Origin of the sequence: Bacteroides sp. 14(A) (assembly GCF_000526555.1) — a bacterium.
Lineage (GTDB): Bacteria > Bacteroidota > Bacteroidia > Bacteroidales > Bacteroidaceae > Bacteroides > Bacteroides cellulosilyticus.
This window is the reverse complement of record NZ_JAGH01000001.1, coordinates 848,753-868,824: the sequence shown is the minus strand read 5'-3', so window position 1 is coordinate 868,824 and position 20,072 is coordinate 848,753. Positions and strand designations below refer to the sequence as shown.

The 20,072-nt window shown below is 46.0% G+C and carries 11 protein-coding genes; 1 reads left to right on the top strand and 10 read right to left on the bottom strand.

What is annotated here, in order from left to right; all coding sequences use genetic code 11:
• Positions 1–29: 29 nt before the first annotated feature.
• On the bottom strand, positions 30–1,052 hold the full coding sequence (locus K429_RS0102965) for an efflux RND transporter periplasmic adaptor subunit (protein ID WP_025725998.1): 1,023 nt from the start codon (positions 1,050–1,052) through the stop codon (positions 30–32).
• A 202-nt stretch (positions 1,053–1,254) separates the two neighbouring features.
• Between K429_RS0102965 and K429_RS0102960 the strand changes: the two genes are divergently transcribed.
• Positions 1,255–2,136: a helix-turn-helix domain-containing protein gene (locus K429_RS0102960; RefSeq protein WP_007210253.1), complete on the top strand. Its 882-nt coding sequence runs from the start codon at positions 1,255–1,257 to the stop codon at positions 2,134–2,136.
• Between the two features lie 196 nt (positions 2,137–2,332).
• Here the strand turns inward: K429_RS0102960 and K429_RS0102955 are convergent, their stop codons facing one another.
• The 9 genes from K429_RS0102955 to K429_RS0102915 all read right to left on the bottom strand — a co-directional run bounded on the left by K429_RS0102955 (position 2,333) and on the right by K429_RS0102915 (position 20,071).
• Complete coding sequence (locus K429_RS0102955) at positions 2,333–3,316, bottom strand: glycoside hydrolase family 43 protein (protein WP_025725997.1); 984 nt, start codon at positions 3,314–3,316, stop codon at positions 2,333–2,335.
• A gap of 75 nt (positions 3,317–3,391) precedes the next feature.
• The gene (locus K429_RS0102950; RefSeq protein WP_025725996.1) at positions 3,392–6,487 is read right to left on the bottom strand and encodes a glycoside hydrolase family 2 TIM barrel-domain containing protein; all 3,096 of its coding nucleotides are present in this window, start codon (positions 6,485–6,487) and stop codon (positions 3,392–3,394) included.
• A gap of 134 nt (positions 6,488–6,621) precedes the next feature.
• Positions 6,622–8,553, bottom strand: coding sequence for an alpha-L-arabinofuranosidase C-terminal domain-containing protein (locus tag K429_RS0102945; RefSeq protein WP_025725995.1), 1,932 nt, complete (start codon positions 8,551–8,553; stop codon positions 6,622–6,624).
• A gap of 9 nt (positions 8,554–8,562) precedes the next feature.
• Positions 8,563–11,088: an alpha-L-arabinofuranosidase C-terminal domain-containing protein gene (locus K429_RS0102940; RefSeq protein ID WP_025725994.1), complete on the bottom strand. Its 2,526-nt coding sequence runs from the start codon at positions 11,086–11,088 to the stop codon at positions 8,563–8,565.
• 16 nt (positions 11,089–11,104) lie between these two features.
• Positions 11,105–14,032 carry a glycoside hydrolase family 97 protein gene (locus K429_RS0102935; RefSeq protein WP_025725993.1) on the bottom strand — a complete coding sequence of 976 codons (2,928 nt, stop codon included), beginning with the start codon at positions 14,030–14,032 and terminating at the stop codon, positions 11,105–11,107.
• A gap of 40 nt (positions 14,033–14,072) precedes the next feature.
• Positions 14,073–15,962 (bottom strand): family 43 glycosylhydrolase, encoded by a 1,890-nt coding sequence (locus K429_RS0102930; RefSeq protein ID WP_229097802.1) that lies wholly within the window; start codon positions 15,960–15,962, stop codon positions 14,073–14,075.
• 234 nt (positions 15,963–16,196) lie between these two features.
• A complete protein-coding gene (locus K429_RS0102925) occupies positions 16,197–17,270 on the bottom strand; it encodes a glycoside hydrolase family 88 protein (protein WP_231501827.1) in 1,074 nt (357 codons plus the stop codon).
• A 241-nt stretch (positions 17,271–17,511) separates the two neighbouring features.
• A complete protein-coding gene (locus K429_RS0102920; protein ID WP_007210245.1) occupies positions 17,512–18,813 on the bottom strand; it encodes a BNR repeat-containing protein in 1,302 nt (433 codons plus the stop codon).
• Positions 18,814–18,826: 13 nt separating this feature from the next.
• Positions 18,827–20,071, bottom strand: a complete 1,245-nt coding sequence (locus K429_RS0102915) for a DUF2264 domain-containing protein (RefSeq protein ID WP_007210244.1) — start codon at positions 20,069–20,071, stop codon at positions 18,827–18,829.
• Position 20,072: the final 1 nt, after the last annotated feature.

Here is a 20,072-nt window from a genome sequence, read left to right as displayed (position 1 = left end):
GACTAATATTTTGATTGTTCCTCATTTAGTTATAAAACCACGGATGTATTCTCACATACTTTCTGCTGTCCTTCCACAATGATTTCCTCACTCTCCTCCAAACCGGACAGCACAACGACTCCTTCACTTGTAAATCCTCCGCATTGGATAATGCGTTTACTGGCTTTTCCCCCGGCATTCACCCAGACGAAGGAACGGTTCTGCTCGTCCAGTTGGACAATGTGGGCAGGAATAACATGAAGTGTTCCCATCCCCGTACCGGACAAGACCGCTTCCACCACCATACCCGGCATCAACTCTTTATCAGCATCATCCACCCGTATCTTGACATCGTATGAGCGTGAAAGCGGATTGGCTACAATTCCTTTCTCTGTTACTGTTCCCGCGAAGACACGCCCGTTCAAGGCAGAGACGGTAATCGTTGCTTTTTGTCCCGTGGCAATGGCGGCAATCTCTGTCTCCGGAACGGCAATCTTCACTTTCAGCTGATTGGCTGTCACTAATTTGACCACCGGTAAGCCCGGCATTATATTCTGCCCTACCTCTGCCATCTTTTCCGATATGATTCCACTGAAGGGCGCATAGAGTTTGCAATCATCCAGGTTCTTACGCGCCACTTCTTCCATTGACTTTGCCTGTTGCAACTTACTCTGCACCTCCACCCATTTTATCTCGGGAAGGCTTCCTTTATCATACAATTCCTTCATCCTCCGATAGGCATCTTCCGCTTGTGCCAGTGAGGCTTTGGCAGCATCATAGCTGCTCTGCATGGAAAGCGGATCGACCGTAGCAATAAGTTGGCCTTTCGCTACCCGGTCACCCAAACCCACATGTACCGTTTTTATCGTTCCCATGATCGAAAAGCTAAGCGAAGTGCTGTTCGCTTCTTCCACCGTACCGGAAAAACGTTCCGTTCCATCTATCTCAGAAGAAGAAACTCGTAAAACTTTCACCTTTACCGGACTCATAGTAGTCTGTTTGTCTCCATTATTCTGGCAACTCGTCAGGCCAAATAATAGCAATAGCACCGTTACATTACAAAGTTGTCTCATACTTTTTTCCATTTTTAGTTCATTATTTCCGGTGCAAAGGAAAATGATTTATCGAAAGGGCTTAATTTCCATATTACCACAGAAGTGTTCTATTTTTCAAAACAAATATCAAATAAGCTAAATAGGACACTATTCTGGAAATATCTATCATCTACATCTACCGGATATTCTGTTTATTTGCAACCAAAAAGAAATATAGTGTATGGAGGCAAAACTGAGATCAGGATGTTTGGATGATGTCTTGGTAAAAAAGATATCTGTATATAATGACAGCCGCATAGCTATCATTGATGAATTGCAAAGTTTAAATATAGAACAGGCTGTAAAAGTTGAGGCATACATCATCTTGTTGTGCGTAAAAGGAAAAGGTTCGCTCTATATCAATGGAGAATCGCGAATGATACACGTGAACGATTTGTTCATTTGCCATCCTAATATCATATTGGAAAATAGTATGATAAGTATTGATTTTGAATGCCGTTGCATCTGTCTGTCATCGGAGTACATGAAGCAATTACTCCTCATAGCGGGCGAAAGCTGGGACTTGAAAATGTTCATTGAGAAAATCCCCATTCTTTCACTGAATGCAGAAGAGGCAGAGTTGTTTTGCCAATACTATTCCCTGTTGCGTTCTAAAATGCTGGGCACTCCCTGCAAACATCAAAAGGAACTGATCGACTCTCTGATCCAAGCATTTCTTTATGAGTTTCACGATGCACTGGAACGCTTCATCAAGCTGAAACCACCGACATTCACCTCGGGCGAAAACTTATTTAAGGAGTTCATCAGTCTCTTGTCTTCATCATACCCCAAAGAACGCATGATTGGATTCTACGCTAACCAACTGTATGTTACTCCTAAGTATTTATCGGCAGTCTGCAAAGAAGTCAGTGGACAGACGGCTTCCGAACTCATCACTCAATACATGGTGAAAGATATTTTGTATCTGTTGAGAAACTCTCAGAAGAGTATTAAAGAAATAGCCAATGAACTGAATTTCCCTAATCTGTCTTTTTTTGGAAAGTACGTAAAACAGCATTTGGGTATGTCGCCTAAACAGTATAGGGAATCTTCCTATGGTTAATATAAAAGGACAATCTTCTTGATTCGAAGATTGCCCTCTCTTATAAATACTACCTACTGAAAACTGTGACTTAAAAAACTACCCTTTGTTTATTAATACCAATCTTATGTTAATCTATAACCTATTGTCGATGTTGCAAAGATAGGGTGAAATTTCTATTCAGTAGTAGCACAATTGTTTCATAAAAGGTGATAAATCAGTCAATTTTCAGTTTATCCCCCGATAAATCGACTTTAAACAGGTGCGGAATACGAATATATCGCCCGTTCACGTCTTTATGACTATGAACCGACATCATCCACTCACCATCCAAAGTACGGAACAACATTCCATGTCCGAAGTTAGGCGGAGTGATCGGTTCTTTCTCTTGTATCCAGGGGCCATCCAGAGTTCCGCTTTCGGAATAGGCAACGCCTTGTGTATAGTCCTGGAATACCCAGCTTGTCCATATCATACCTAATCGGCCCGTACCTGTGCGGAAAAGCCACGGTCCGTCGGTTACACGGTTGGGCAATACTTTGTCCTCCATCTTCTCACGGCTCCAGGGAGAGTCACTGGCACGGAAAAGAATCTTTCCTTTGCCGATGGAACCGCTTAAATCGGGCTTTAATTCGATCTTTTCCATCGTACCGTTCCAGTTTTGCAGCCATTCGTGGCAATAGATCATATAAGGTTTGCCGTCACTGTCCACCCAGAATGTGCCATCAAGGGTAGGCATATTCTCAGGTAGGTAAATGGGGTCTTTCATAGGTTTATAAGGGCCATCCGGTTTATCACTGACCAGGATGTGACTGGCACGACGGGGGATGACGTTTCCTTTTACGGTATCAATCTTGATGGCGTTATTCGTAAAAGTGGCGAAATAGTAATATTTTCCATTGTATTCGTGCAGTTCGGCTGCCCAAATTTCGGGTTTAGGGCCCATCCAGGAGTTAGGATCAGTTTCAGCTACACGATAAGGGCCTTCCCAACGGGCAAGGTCTTTGCTTTTCCAGAGGAGGCCGCCGGTACCGGTCATGTAATAAGTGGAGGTTCTCTTATCGGCCAGTATGCAAGGGTCACTCAGGTGGATGGAATCGAGAGGGATGTTGGTACGGAAGCGGTTTGGGACTTTCTGCTGGGCAGATACAAGGACAGAACACAAGGAGAATAAAAGGAGTAATAGTTCTCTTTTCTTCATGCTATAATAATAATGAGTATAATAAAGAGTATCTCAATTCCCCTCCTCCTGGGAGGAGAATTGAGATAGATTTACTTATTCAATTTCTATACCGTGTTGTACCGGAGTAAGAATGAACGTAAATTCATAGTCACCATAAGGCAACTGATATTGTGGCAACGGCCATGCACCCCAACTGTTCACACATCCTAAGCCCATCTGAGCCTTGTCGATGCAGAGATTTGTCAGGTTAGCTTCTTTCACTTCAGGAGAGTGATTCTGGGCTTTCTCCCAGCCATCGTCCAAAGACTCGATAGTATAGTGCAGGGCTGATGCAGAGAACGGAGCATCAGCTACAATCTGCAAACCGCGTCCGGCATCGTTCAGTTGCTTCCACCAGCGGATATCAGTCTTCGTACCTGTTTCCTGCGGACGGATATAAGAATAGAATTGTTCATCTACACTCTGGCGATACAATCCCAGATCTGTACAATGATTGCGGTCACTGTAGTTCTCTACCGGGCCACGGCCATAGTATTCTACAGTTTCAAAAGTCTTGGGCATCTGCATCTGCATACCGAAACGGAACATATGAGATACTTTAGCCTGCGGATCGGCAGTCATCTTCTGAGTCACCTTTACAGCACCCTTGTTATTGATTACATAAGTAAGATCCAGTTTGGCAGAAACATTCTTCATTTCGTATTCTGCACGTACCACAGTCTGGTTGTCTACTGTTTCCCATTTGAAGGAAGTCAGCTTCAGACCCGGGTTCTTCCAGGCAGCGAATTTCTGTTGCAAACCTGCACCAAAATCATTGTCTGTAGGTGCACGCCAGAAGTTAGGTACCAGTTCGGCATCTTCGTTCATCAATTCTGTGCCTGCTACGTTGTAGCGATTCAGATAACCGGTATGTTTGTTGAATTCCAGACGGAAGTTATCACCGTTGATAATCAGATAACGCCAGTCGTTTTCCTGGATTTGAGGAGCAATGGTAGGAGTATTCACAACTTCCACATTCTTCAGGTCCATGGCAGGAGCCTTGTAGGGGTTCAGTACAAGTTGATCTTTGGCTACGGCGTATCCGGCAGGGAGCAAACCTTCGCGGTTCTTCAGGCGATAAGTTACATTCAGCAACCATTCTTTGCATTCGCAGGTTTTGCCGATGTTCAATTTCACTTTGGCAGTCTGCTGCGGAGCTACGTTGAGGTCTTCTACACGACCGGTACGAATTACTTTACCGTTAGCAAGTAATTGCCAATCCAGATAGTAAGCGGAAAGGTCACGGAAGAAGTTTTCGTTGTACACGTTCACTTCGCCGTTCTTCAGGTCAGCGGGAGTTGTCCAGATGTTCTGGTAATAGTAACCCACTTCGTACATGTGCGGATTGGGAACACGGTCGGGACTGATCAGACCATTATCACAGAAGTTCTTATCGGAACCGTCGTAACGGTTGAAGTCACCGCCATAAGCGTAGATAGTTACACCGTCTTTACCTTTCCAACGAACGGACTGGTCAACGAAGTCCCAGATAAAACCGCCTTGCAGGTTGGGGTATTTACGGATCAGATCCCAATATTCTTTGAAACCACCCTGTGAGTTACCCATAGCGTGGGCATATTCACACTGGATAAGAGGCTTCTTGGCATCTGTACGCTGGCCATATTTTTCCATGTGCTTGTAATCAGCATACATGGGGCAGTCGATGTCGGTAAATTCGTTTCCGTGTGCCTGTTCGTATTGTACGGCACGGCTGGAATCTTCGTTCTTGATCCAACGGTAGCAAGCTTCAAAGTTAGGTCCGAAACCGGCTTCGTTACCCAATGACCAGAAAATGATACTGGGATGGTTGAAGCCGCGTTGTACATTGCGCTGGTTACGTTCCATGTGAGCCTTGGCATAGTCGGTGCGTTTAGCCAGTGTCTTTTCACGATAACCCATACCGTGTGATTCGATATTAGCCTCAGCCACTACATACAGACCATATTGGTCGCAAAGGTCGTACCACAGGTTATCATCAGGATAGTGACAGGTACGCACAGCGTTGATATTGAATTTCTTCATGACTTGGATATCCTGGATCATGCGTTCGGGAGATACGACATAACCACCATCCGGATCAATTTCATGACGGTCGGCACCTTTGAAGAGAACGGCCTGGCCGTTTACTAATATCTGGTCACCTTTCAATTCGATCTTACGGAAGCCTACCTTTACGGGGATTACTTCGTTGCTGCCTTGCAAAGTGGCACGCAGTGTATAGAGGTAAGGAGTTTCGGCTGTCCATTTATGCGGATTTTCCACATTCATCAAAATGGTACCGCTACCTTTGGCTGTTTCCGTAGCTACTGCCTTGCCGGCAGCATCGAGTAATTCCAGGTTCACATTACCGCTGCCTTTCAGGTCGAGCGTCACACGCAAGGAACCATTTTTGTATGCCTCGTCCAAATCCGGAGTGATACGGATGTCCTGGATACGTTTCTTGTTGCGGGCATAGAGGTAACAATCACGTCCCACACCACTGTAACGGAAGAAGTCCTGGTCTTCCAGATAGGTTCCATCACACCAGCGGAATACCTGGAAAGCGATGAGATTCGTTTGTCCGGGCTTCAAATAAGGAGTCAGGTCGAATTCAGCTTCGAGCTTGCTGTCTTCGCTATAACCTACATAACGGCCATTCACCCAGAGATACATATTGGAGGTTACAGAACCGAAATGAGCGATGATGTCTTTCCCTTTCCAGTCGGCGGGAACAATGATTTCACGACGGTAAGAACCTACATGATTGTTCTCTGTAGGAACTTCAGGAGGATTGTTCTGGAACTGATTACGCCAGGCATAGCCGGTGTTTACGTAAATAGGATCGCCATAACCGTTCAATTCCCACACTGCGGGAACTTGCAGATTATTCCAACCACGGTCATTGAAACCTACTTTCCAGAAGTCGGTAGGACGCTGGTCGGCATTGCGTACCCAAGAGAATTTCCAGGTACCGTTCAAAGTCATGTAATTAGTAGATTGGGCTTTCTTGCCTTGCATGGCGGCATCTGCCGATTCATAGGCAAAGTAATTAGTGTGCATGGGAGCACGGTTCACGGCATTGATTTCCGGATCAAGCCACTCTTTAAAGGACTGTGCATTTGCAGTCAGAGCCAGGGCTGCAAAGAGTCCGGTAATAAGATGTTTCTTCATGGATATAAAATTATTATGTTTGTAGCGGTACGAAGAATATTTTCTGCATACCGCTACAAAGATAGGATGAATGAACTTTTTTTAGGGTGAATAATAGTTCAAAAAAGGGGGAATAGAGTTCAAAGAGCTACAAGCTACTGTAATCTATACACTCCAAACGAACGTGGTTCAAGTTTCAGTTTCAGAGATTGCCCTTCTACCTGCACCGGACGTACACGGGGAACAATCGCTTCCTGATCCAGCGTATTTACAGTGCGCCAATTGTCGTTCTGTAAGTAAGTGCAGGAACCGGCAACCAACTGACGTTTCTTCAAACCATTGAAATCGATCTGAACATCGGCAGGCTTACTACTTGCATTCACCAGTTTCAGGATGATTTCTCCGGTAGGTGCATTCAGTGCAGCTGTTGCATAGAGGCTGTCCTGCCCCGCTACTGCTTTGCCATCCATCTTCAGGCTGAGCACATCAGTACCGGCATTCATGCCGTACATCTGCTGAACGTAATAGTTCGGTGTGCGCATCATGCGCAGATTATCGAACCAGATCAAGTCCGGATTCCACTGCCAAGCGTCTACGTGAGCAAACAACGGCGCATAAGTAGCCAGATGGACAACATCCGCATTCCGTTCCAATCCCGTCATAAAGGCAGCTTCGGAAAGGGCGGCGAGGAAGTTGTTATCCTTCTTCGTGGAATGATCGTGTGAAGCATATTCTCCGGCGAAAACCTTCGGACCTTTGCGGTCGTAATTGTCATAGCGTGACGCATTGCCAAAGAACCAATCAGGATTCATGTAGTAGTGTTCGTCCACCAGGTCTACACCGATACGCTTCATTTCGGGCCAGAGATAATCGAATTTATCACCGCTGGCACTCGGGCCGGAGCTACCTACAACCTTCACATTAGGGTATTTCGCGCGGATGGCTTTTGTGAAAGCTTCGAGGCGTTCTACATAAACCTTGTCCCACTGTTCATTGCCGATACCGATCATCTTCAGATTGAAGGGTTCGGGATGTCCCATATCGGCACGCACCTTTCCCCACTTGGAAGTAACAGGGCCGTTGGCAAATTCAATCAGGTCGAGTGCATCCTGTATGTACGGATCGAGTTCATCCATCGGAACCACTTCATTGCTTTCGTACTGACAGGAGAGTCCGCAGCTGATTACCGGAAGAGGTTCTGCACCGAGGTCTTCGCTCAACAGAAAGTATTCGAAGTAGCCAAGTCCCAAAGTCTGGAAATAGTCAGGGAAGGCTTTATGCTTGAAGGTGTAGTTCCAGCGGTTTTCATTCAGAGGGCGGTTTTCAACAGGGCCTACGGAATTCTTCCACTGGTAACGGGTTTCAAGACTGTTACCCTCGATGATACAACCACCGGGGAAACGGAATACACCCGGATTAAGGTCATAAAGGGCTTGTGCAAGGTCGGCACGCAGGCCATTCTCACGTCCTTTCCAAGTATTCACAGGGAACAGGGAGATATGATCCATATCCACCGTACCCTGTGTTTCGAGGACGATACGCAGGCGGGCATGAGCGTCTGTGAAAGGAGATTTCAGCATCGCCGTCAGCTTTTGCCAGTTATTGCCGCTGACTTCGATTTCTTTCTTCAACAGATTCTGTGCATTGGAGTTGACGAGCTCAATGGAGAGCTTCATCGGCTTCGCATCCGGCGTACGGGCATAAACGGAGAAACGGTATTCTTCGCCTTGCTTCACACCGATACCGCGATAACCTTCATTATCCAGTCCGGCACGCAGCAAGCGGCCGTCGTTCACTACACGCACATAATGAGGATTGCGGTCAAAACAAGGATTTGCATCCTGAACGGTTACATTGCCGAAAGGTACCCAACCCACGAAAGGTTGTGGAAATTCAAACGAACGGTTCTTTACCAGTTCGGCATACAGACCGCCATCGGCACCGAAGTTGATATCTTCGAAAAAGATGCCATACATTTCAGGTTGTATCTTTGCCGTCGGTTTAGAAACGTCGACGGTCATTACATGTTGTTGTGCCTGCATGCTCAAAGCAAGAGACAAAGCAAAAAGGGCAGTTAACTTTCTCATTATTATATCTTATTTTTTCTTTTCAATATTCTGATGGATACGTATCACAGTAAACGAATAAGCCGGCATTGAGTAAGAAAAGTCATTTCCTTCTACCTTGAAATCAGAAGAAGCGGGTTTAGCTCCTCTGTCTTTCGGATCACCTGTCAATATCGTTTTTGTAGCCGAAGGATTTACCAAAGTAGCTCCGTCCAACTTCACCTGGGAAGCAACTTCCACCGGAAGCATATTCACTAACTTCACGATATAATCTCCGGTATTAACGTCTTTCACGACTGATACTCCGACACGCTTCTTCACGGCATCCCAACCATTATTCAGTTTTACCGTAGAAGACAGGTATTCGGTACCAGCGTTCTGACCATACATCTGTTGAGTATAGTAGCCTACTGTGGGTCTCACTTCCGTATTATTGAAATAGATCAAGTCCGGATTCCATTGTGTATGACCATCTTTAGCCAACAATGGAGCATAGGAAGTCATTTCTACCACATCACCGTTACGTTCTACGGCCGTCAGATAGAGAGCTTCGGCAAGCGCAGTTTCTACATTATTGGGGCGTCCCGGCAAGTGGGCGGCGTATTCGCCCAAGTAAACTTTCGCTTTGCTACGGTCGTAATGATCGTAATATTCCTGGTTGTGGATCATCCAACCCGGTTCTACATAGTAATGCTCGTCTACCATCGGTACACCCAGTTCGGTAGCAAGATCCCAACCTATTTCATAATCCGTACCTTCGTAGAACGGACCGGTAGTACCAATCACGGTAACTTCAGGATGTTTTGCTTTTACGGCATCGAATATCATCTTAAAGCGTTCCACGAAGACAGGTGTAATCATGTCCTCATTACCGATACCGATGAACTTCAGATTAAACGGTTTCGGATGTCCGGCTTCCGCACGCTTCTTACCCCACACGGTTTTGCGGGCATCTCCGTTGGCATATTCTATCAGGTCGAGAACATCTTGGATGTATTGATCCATTTCTTCTATCGGCACGCCACCCTGCTGTCCCATGCAAGTCAGTTCATCCTTGGAATGGTGAGCGCAGGTACCAGAGTTCTGACAAGGTACACCGGCTGCAAGTACAGGTACGGGTTCCGCACCCATATCTTCACAGAACAAGAAGTATTCGTGGTATCCCAGACCGCGTGTCTGATGGTATCCCCAAAGGTTACGGAGTGGCTTGCGGGCTTCCAACGGACCGATAGAGCCTTTCCAATCATAAATATTATCTATTCCATCGCCATGAGCCACACAACCACCGGGGAAACGTACGAAACGGGGATGCAGGTCGGCAAGCGTTTGTGCCAAATCGGCACGAAGTCCATTCTTACGACCTTTGAAGGTCTTTTGCGGGAAGAGAGAAATCATATCCAGCGCATACTTGCTGACAGCCTGGGGAACAATGGACAGAGATGCAGCCGCCGCATCGCTTGTGGCTGTCAGGACTGCTTTCTGTTGTTTCCAATCTTTAGATGTTACATTTACGGCAGTTTGTCCTATAATAGTTCCATCTTTATCAACCAAGTTCACAAGTACCTTACCTCCTTTACCCTCAAGTACTTTACCAAAGAGTGAGAAGTCATATTTCTCGCCTTTCTTCAAGGCTATGCCATCGAAACCAGCATTCACCAATGCAGTTTGTTCAGCTGCATTCACATCGAAGACGGCATAATGGGGATTATTAGGATGAATAGAATTCTCTGTTGCAATGCTCAATGTAGCATCACTGCCCTGAACACTCCAGGAATGAGTACTATTCCAGTTCTGATCGTTACCACGGTCGGTCGGGGTATATTCAAAGTCGCGATTCTGAATCAGTTCGGCATACAAGCCGCCGTCAGCTCCATAGTTAATATCCTCAAAGAAAATACCAATCAGATGCTTGCTGATTTCTTTCGCCTGACCTGCATTCACCTGGATAGTAGCCTCTACAGGCTTGAGGTTGGCAAAACGTACAGGGTCTTGCTCAGTACGTTCGGCATTCAATGACTGGCGGTATTTCTTATGTTCGGCATAGCGAATGATCTGCTGCACGGTAGTATAGGGAACTTCCTGCACCCAGCCTTCTTCTTCGGAACCATTCACCAATACCTTCTTCTGAGTGGTGGGATACACATCTTTGGGCTCATACTTGCTACGTTCTTCGGGAGAGAAATAACTCTGTGCTTCCCACTTCTGCAAGTCGGGAGAGGTTACATAGGCAAGTGCCTTACCGGTATTCGTAGCTTCCCAGATGCAATGCCATTTGCCATCGGCACGGGTTTGCATCAAATGGGGCTTGAACATAGTCTTCGCCCGTCCCCACGGACCGAAGTCGGAATTCACATAGGCAAATCCATCGGCCACGCTAAACCATTTCTCTCCGTCGGGACTCCAGGCAAACTTCAGGCCGCTGCGTCCGTCACGGTTCGAATAGGAAAAGAGGTACACCTGATTCGGTTCATTCGTCACGCCCTCCACCTTTGCCTGCACAGGGAAGACAAAAGACAGAAGTAAACATACACTTAAAAATCTAATCAATCTGTTCATGGTATTATTTATCGGGTTATTTGTTTTTCCAGTACTTTCTCAGCTTCTCAGCCTCTTTCTTTGTGATGTGGATTACTGCTCCATGTTTCGGTGAAGAAAAGTTAGTCGCCTTCATCACGCCCTCGTTGAAATGTCCCAGATCTTTGAAGTTCACAAAGTCAGTGGTTTCACTGAAACCGAAATTATGAGGATTGATACCATAGATGTCATACATTACCACCCATTTGTCTTCGCCAATGCGCTTCCACATGTTAGGAGCTTCGCAGGCTTTCGGTTCCGGGTCTACCCATTCCGGCAGATAAGTATATCCACGGTTGATATATTTCGATACAGCTTGTTTGATACCCGGTGTTCCGTCGTGAGCTACGTAGAACATGTGATACTTATCACCTACTTTCGTGATATCGGCATCGATAGCTGATTTGGTAGCATCAGGATATTGGAACAATAAGCGGGGTTCCGTTTCCAGACCGTCGAAGGCTTCGTTTACATAAGCATAGTACAGCATATTCCGTGCATTGCCCATGCGCATGGTGAAGTAGATCATTATTCTGCCTGCATGCTCATCGTAGACCAGTTCAGGTGCCCAGGCACAACCGATCTCATCATATCCGGGGAAAGTCTTGTCAATACGAACCACATGGTGTGTCCAGTTTACAAGGTCTTTTGATTTCATCAGGACAAAACCACGGTTGTTGCCCCAGCCGTATTTGGCTCCGTCACGCTCCCACTCGGTGTTGCGCAGACCTTTCTGCTGGGCAAAGATATGCAGGTCGGTCATGGCAATGTAGAAAGTACCATCCGGTGCACGATAGATATGCGGGTCACGGATACCTTTCTGTTCGGCAATCGTATCACCGGCGATAATGGGCTGACCGTTATTTACATCCGTAAATGTATATCCGTCATCGCTGACTGCAAAATATAAACTATGTGTATCGTCTTTGAAATAGGTAAACAGATAAGCCCCCATTTCCTTCTCATTCGTTTTCCAGTCCTGAACCAGTACGGCGCCACCTTGCGGTTGGAGGGTCAGCTGAAGTTTGCCGTCAGCTTTCAGTTTCAGAGTTTGCAACTGAGGTTGCAGTTCTTTATCATCATTATAAAATGAGAGAGTCTCTCCTGCCAGCATAGGTAATTCGAGTTTCAACTTCAGTACTTCCTTTGTACCGTTAACTGCAGCCACATACCATTGCTTGCCGTGACGACGTGCAACAACTGCATATTTTCCGGGATAACCATCAATAAAACGTGTTTCATCCCACGTAGTAGGCACTTGTTTCATAAAGTCCAAACAAACCTGCGGGGCATCCGTCAGATTGTTGGGTGCCAAAGCATAATTCTGAATAGGGTTCTGGAACAACACAGCCGTTGACAACTGGAATACATCCGTCGTGCGACGGGTAGTTCCACCATTGTTCCCCCGGTTCAAACGCTTGTTCAGGAAAGTACCGCCAAATTCCATACAGCCTACCGAATTACGGATAAAAGGATGCAGACAGGCATTGAAAGCCTCTTCGTCACAGTAGTGCTGGTTGAAAATCAGATTCTCGGAAGCCAGTACCGCTTCGCTGCCTACATAGTTGGGATACATCCGCTCCCATCCGCGAGGCACTGTACAACCGTGGAAGATTACCATCAAACCATGATCGTCAGCATCACTCAGAATACCTTCGTACAAACGCATGGTTTCCTGTTTATCTCCACCGAAGAAGTCGACTTTGATACCTTTCACACCCTGTTCCTGAAGCCATTTCATTTCACGCTTGCGGATAATCGGATCATCCATCATGTTGACGGGCCCTTGCTCGATATCATTCCAGTAGCCGCTTGAACTGTACCACAAGAATACATCTACTCCCTTACCTTGTGCATAGTCAATGAGGGATTCCATACGCTTATGGCCGATCTTCGTATCCCACCAGTTATCAATCAATACATATTCATAGCCCATTGCAGCAGCCAGATCAACATAACGCACCTGGTCATCATAATTGATACTGCCGTCCTGCCAGAGTATCCAGCTCCAGGTTCCACGTCCCATCTGATAATCATGTTCCGTCTCATACAACGGTTCCACAACATCCCAGATAACAGTGGTTTCTACAATAGGTTTCAATGTTTCACCTACCGTAATCGTACGCCAAGGGGTAGAACCCGGTAAAGCGAAAGCTGGAGCAACTGTTCCGTTACCATTATTCTCTTCAGCCATCGGGAAAGCTACCGTATACAGATTTCCTTCTGTTACATCGCTCAGGCGCGAACCGCAATAGCGACTGTCTACTCCCGTCTCACTGACAAGCACCCAGCCATTATCTCCTACGCGGAACAGGCAGGGGAAAGTATATCCGTGGCCGTATTGTGAACGGACATCCATCGGGGCATCTGCCTTATATTCTTCTTCATAACTCGGTTTTGTCCGCTTCCAGCCTATCATGGCGTCACTTTGCGGACACATGAAGGTAGTAGTCTGTTCAGGAAAACGGAAGCCGGTTGCCTCACTGTTCACAACAAGGCTTCCCCGCTCGCCCTGGCGGGGCAACGTATAGCGGAAAGCAACGTCATTATTGCTCACACGGAAGATTACGTCCATCTTCTGCCCTTTTGCATTGGCAAAAGCACATACCAATTCACTGGCCTGATAGTGTATCTTGGAAGCTTTGATACGCGATTGCGTGTAAACGGTATCAATTTTCCTTTCTTTATGCCCGGTCAGTTTCATTGCTTTCGCGAAATCTCCCACATTGGTCTCCAGACCCAACGGAGATGATTCCAACATCTGTTTTCCGTTATAGGTGAGAGAATACGATGCTTCCTTCCCTTCCGGGCACGAAACTGTTAGTTGTAATTTACCGTCAGGTCCGCTGACGGTTACATTCTGTGCTGTCAGCGGCAAGGCTACCGCCATACATAAAAAAGCTAATCCCTTCAGTTTGTTTCTCATGATCAAATAATGTTTCTCTGGTATTTTAATAGTCATATAATTAAAGGGTTGGCACTACCGGCTTAATGGTTCCGTCCGCATTGAATTCCATGCGATCGATGCACACCTCGCGGTGCACGCCCGGACCATCTTTCAGGAAGTTCTTATTAATACGATGGTAAACGATATACCACTCATCCGTACCCGGAATTTGTAGCACTGCATTGTGTGCAGGACCGTAGATTTGTTTCTCCGGATTCTGAATCAGTACAATCGGATCTTTAGCGACCTCAATAGGTCCCAGCGGCGATTTAGATGTACCGTAAGCCACATGATAGTTGGGTGAACCGGTGTCATCTACCGACCACATAAAATAATAAAGTCCGTTACGGTAAAATACATAAGGAGCTTCGCGGAATGCATAATCCTGCAAGGTTCCTCCTTCGGGAGTCATCACCGTAAGTGTTTTCTTCTTGATGGAAATCATATCTTTATTCAGTTCGGCGCCGGCCATGTAGCCATTACCCCAATATAGATAGGGTTTACCGGATACGGGATCGGTAAAGACATCCACGTCTATCTGCTGTCCGTGTCCTACAGGGGAGTCTGTAATGATAGGCTGTCCCAGATCGGTAAACGGTCCGGTAGGTGAGTCGGCCATTGCTACGCCGATTTGCTTTCCTCCGCCTTTGGCAGGATTGCCGCTATAATAAAAGAAGTACTTGTATTCTCCCTTGATGAGTTTTTCTTCAATACACGGTGCCCATGCATTTCCATTCGCCCAAGGTACCTGTTCGGATTTCAAATCCAGCATAACGCCTTCATAGTTCCAGTTCTTCAGGTCGGTTGAAGAGAAAACAGTGAAGTACCATCCGCCCCAGCCGGGTTGTCCGTCTGTTGTGGAATAGATATAATATTTCTTTGTCTTGTTTGAGTATAAGATTTCAGGGTCGGCATGGAATCCGGGCAATACAGGGTTGTTCGGTATTGCACCCAATTCGGCAGGCTTGCCCCATTTATCCGTGATGCGGATCAATTCATCGCGCGTGATAGGAATAATCGTTCCGTGACGGGGATGGAAATTCATCTTCACCTCACTGTCTATCACTTTGAAGTTCTTCAGGTCGGTAGTTTCCGTAAACTGATATTTGCCTTTCATGTATACATCATACATTAATATATACTTATCCTGATTTATCAGTTTAAATGTACCGGCTCCTTCTACAGCGTCCTTTGTTTGCTGCTTGTAGTCCGGTTCTTCTTCCCATTGGCCGGAAGTCAGTGAACGGGTGGTTGCCACTTTAATGCCGTTTCCATGTCCCTCTGTCTTATAGAACAGGTGGAAAACACCGTCTTTATAGACAATATCCCCGTCGATACATGATTTCTTATTCTCCGGAATGAAGAGTGGCTTCGGTTCACCAATCAGATCTGTAAAGTCGTCGTTGGCATATGCATAATAGATGATATCAGCTCCACCGGCATACTGCATAGACCAGTACACCATATATTTTCCGACTTCAGGATCAAAAACCGTCTGCGGTGCCCAAACACGTTTCAGCTTTTCCTGTCCTTTATAACGCTTCTGCATATTGATGATGGAATGCGTCCAGTTTACAAGGTCATTGGACTTCAGCAGCACCATTGCACGGTTCGAATCCCAACCATTGTCAGATACCATATCTGTTACCACCATATAAAAGGTATGACCGTCCTGGCTTCTCAGGATATGCGGGTCGCGCACACCACCGGTCGAACTGATTACTTTTGAATCAAGAACGGGCTTGCCGTCATTCAGTGCCCAATATGTATATCCGTCCATACTTACGGCATAACATACAGCTTCTTCACTGATGTGGTTACCTGTAAAGTAGGTAAACAAATAAGCCACATAATCTTTTTCAACGATAGGATGTTGTTGGGAAAAAGAAGGCAATGTCATTGCCAACATTAAACTAATAGCAACTGCAAAATGTCTCATAGTGTTCCTCATAAAATTCACGTTAGTTATTGGGTGTCAAAAATACACATAAAATAAGAGATATACTACCACGAATCATGCAAAAAGGGAATAATTTTGTGTCATTTCATTAAAAAACAAAGTTTTACCCAGGTTATTAAACCAAAATGGAGCTTGCCAATGCCGACAAACTCCATTTTGTATCTTCTGGAAAAAATAGAATAATCAATTCAGGAATCGTACCATTTCGCAAGCCGCCAGTAAGAAAGCCCCTACTCCAAAGTTAGCTGTTGAATTGGCATCTACCACTTGTCCCGGAATAGCCTTCTCACCGATAGGCTGCACATAGCCGACACGTCCATCCGGCTGCAAAGCAACAGTTGTCAGGTACTTCCAGGCTTTTTCTACTACAGGCTGATAAGTAGCCTTATCCAAAAAGCCATTATTCATACCCCACAGCAGACCATAAGTAAAGAAAGCAGTGCCACTGGTTTCCGGTCCGGGTGCATGTTCCGGATCAAGTAAACTCCGTGTCCAGTATCCTTCCGGCTGCTGACAGGCTGCCACAGCTTTTGCCATCGCGCGGTAACGGTCTATATATTCCTGACGGTATTTATCTGTTTCAGGCAAATCTTTCAGGACTTTAGCCAAAGCAGCTAAAACCCATCCATCTCCACGAGCCCAAAAATCTTTCTTACCATTCACACTTTTATGTTTAGGATAGAGATATTTTCCGTCACGATAATAAAGCGCATCTTCCGGATCGTACATCAGACTGTCGGCAAATGCCCAGTACTCATGCAGTTTCTCCAGATAAAGCGGATTGCCGGTAATCTTATATAGTTTAGTCATCACAGGCATCACCATGTAAAGACCGTCAGCCCACCACCAATAATCATTCTTATCCGTACTCATCTGATATTCCATCACTTCGCGGGCACGAGCTATTTTTTGAGTATCCGGTTCTATATTGTATAAATCGGCATACGTCTGAAAGCAAGTCTGGTAATCACCAAAAAGCACATAATCGTCACTCTCGCCATAGCTGTATTTCCATTCAGCTTTATTATCCGACTTAGCACCTTTCCATTGATTATGTTCAGCCCAAGCCTTGGAGTAGTTCATGAAATCGGAGTCACCGGTCAGAAAGAACGCTTCCATGTTACCACTATGGTAAGCTGCATTGTCCCAGAAAGAGCGTCCGTGCTCAGGATTCTGAGTTTGCCAGTAGTTATTCACTTTATAAATAATATCCACAATCTCTTTGGCCTCATCCTTGGGGGATGCACAAGCGGACATTCCACTCCAGCAAAAAGCCCCAATCAGGATGTTTACTAAATACTTATTCATACTCTTGCTATTCTTTATCTATTTACTATACTAATTGTCTGAGCGTTTAATGTTTCATTCTGTTTCTCTCTATTGAAACAATATTTCCAACATGGCGGAACCAATGTTTCATCGTGCTGAAACGATTGTTTCTCCTTGGTGAAAATAGAGTTTCATCACGTTGAAAACAGAATCATCTTATGTAAGGCTTTCAATCGCCCTTAGGCTTTACAACTTCCAGCACATATACCGGTTGAGGGGCAAACTCTACCCTACGTTCTCCGTCACCTTGTTTGGTGTGCTGCACAAAGAGATGAAGACGACGTTTTTGCTTCCACAATTCCGTATCGTGAGACGGTTCCCAAGCATCTACCGGGAAGTTGGTCAGATCGGTAAACGTCCACTTACCTACTCCTACAGCCGCAGCGTGCGCCAGCGATACCCGGCTTCCCCGTTCCTCATCACGGAAAATATAAAATATCTCGCCACCATCCACTACGATACGCGGGCGGGCGATAGGAATCATCTTCGTACCACCCCCTTTCAGAGAAAAGGGAGTATGGCGGTTCGAAACCTGGCGATTGTGCCACATCTGTCCGTCATGCCACACAATACGGTATTGCGGTACTTCGCTGTCAGGATCACGCCAATACGTGGCAATGTACGGGTTACCGCTTGCATCGGCACTCATACTGGTCTGATTGATCAGTTCTGAGTTTTGCGGGATGCGGCAGGCATATTCCGCATTATTGTACCGGATAGGTAAATCGTATTTCTTGCCATTTGCTTTGTACCAGGTCACACCATTATCGTAAGAACGGGCATAACAAAGATCATGATTTGTCTCCACGTGCCACGTTTCGCGCCACACCCAAGATAGGTGAATCGTGCCTTGTTCATCCACATAGAGTTGCCAGTAGGCATTCCGTTGGTCTTCACCATCTATCAGCACATCTTGTACACGATTCCACTTCTTCTCCTTTACAGAATAATGATTCATCACCAGATTCCCCCGTCCGGAAGAGCCGGAGCGATAAACAAACAGCAAATCTCCCCCATTCAACGGATAGAACTCCGGATAAGTCACATTACCTTCATCCACACCGGTCATCGGTTCCTTATCTCCAAGTTCCAGCGTATAAGGGGCGGTGCTACGGCAATAATTCAGTTTATGCCCATGGTGGTCGAATGAGAGATGCAGATACCCCTCGCCATCCAGCATCATGCTGATTATGTTATGGGCATCTTTCACATTTCCCTTGTATTGTGTCCGCTTCAGTGTCCATTGGTCAGAGTCCAACTTCCGTTTACCGAGTACCAGATAGCCGTCGCCGTCATAGTAACTGATATACTGTTCGTCTCCCTGCGTCACAAGTGAATTGTTTCTGAAGACAGTAGTGTTGACTGATGTCTGGCTATACCCATTCCCCACTTCCACGAGCCGGGACTGTTGTGCCCGGAGCGTGGTAAGTGTCGAGAGAATCAGAAAGAAAAAGAGAATGTATCTGTTCATGATAACTTATTTCTTAATAGGCGTGATCTTTCGGGAAGTCTTCTCCACCCCACGCCTTCTTTGATGTCCACGGTTGCGGGGCATCCGTCCAGAAAGGAGCGTCAGCGGGCAATCCTAACGGCAGGAAAGCAAGTGAGGCCAAATATAGGCTGCCATTATTGGTATACCAATCCGATATATTAGGTTGGGAACCGTTGAAACCTAATGTCAGATAGCCTTCCGCATTGAAGTTGCGATTATCACCGAACATACGCTGAATGACAGCGGTCATTGCCGCACGTACCTGTCCGGCAGGCAATTCTTTTGGTAACCAGCCACGCAATGACAGCAAGGCAAGCGGTTGCAGTACGCCGGTACGGTAAGTAATCGAACGGCCAAATACTGGGAAAGTGCCTTCGGGAGAAACAAAACGTTCCAATATCATGCCAAAACGCTGCATACGCTTCAAGGCATTCGGAAAGTTTCCACCTTTCACATTCCAGATATTCTGCTTTCCGCCATTTGTCATCACTTCAAGGCATTCCACATACATGGGATGAATCACAAAACTATTGTAATAATCGAAGGCGAAATCCTCTCCGTCACTGTACCAGCCATCTCCTACATACCATTCATCGACTTTACGCAAAGCTGAAGTGATACGGTAATAATCCGTCTGGGCACCCGCCTTTTTCAGGAAGCACTCAACAGTTGAAGAGAATAATAACCAATTCGTATAGGGTGGATCCACCCGACGCAGTTGCTGGAATTCAGCAATATAGCGCTGTTTTGTCAAATCATCCAATGGAACCCACAAAGCGTCATATCCGCGCAAAAAACTTTCAGCTATATAGGCGGCATCCACCAAGGGTTGTCCCTCTTTCCGCCACAACAGATAATCTTTACTTTCCGGATCTACAGATTGAGCATAGCTCTTTAATGCCCATTCACGCAATTGTTTGCGTTGTATTCCTTCTGCCGTATCATCATCGGGCAGTGACAGCCACGGAGCCAGTCCGGCCATCAACCGTCCGAAGCATTCCATATAAGTCACCCGCTTATCACGACCGTCCCATGTAGGGCTCAACTCTACCAGCATATTTTCCTGCAACTTGCCTTCGCTCATATTACTGAGTACAGGCGCTGCCATCTGGTACAGAATTCCCGCCCAGAGTTCACGATCAGACTTTACTTTTTCCGTTTTCTTTTTTGCCGAAACATTGAGGGGAACCAACAACGCTACAATCAACAGTAGCCACAAATATTTCCACGTTTTCATG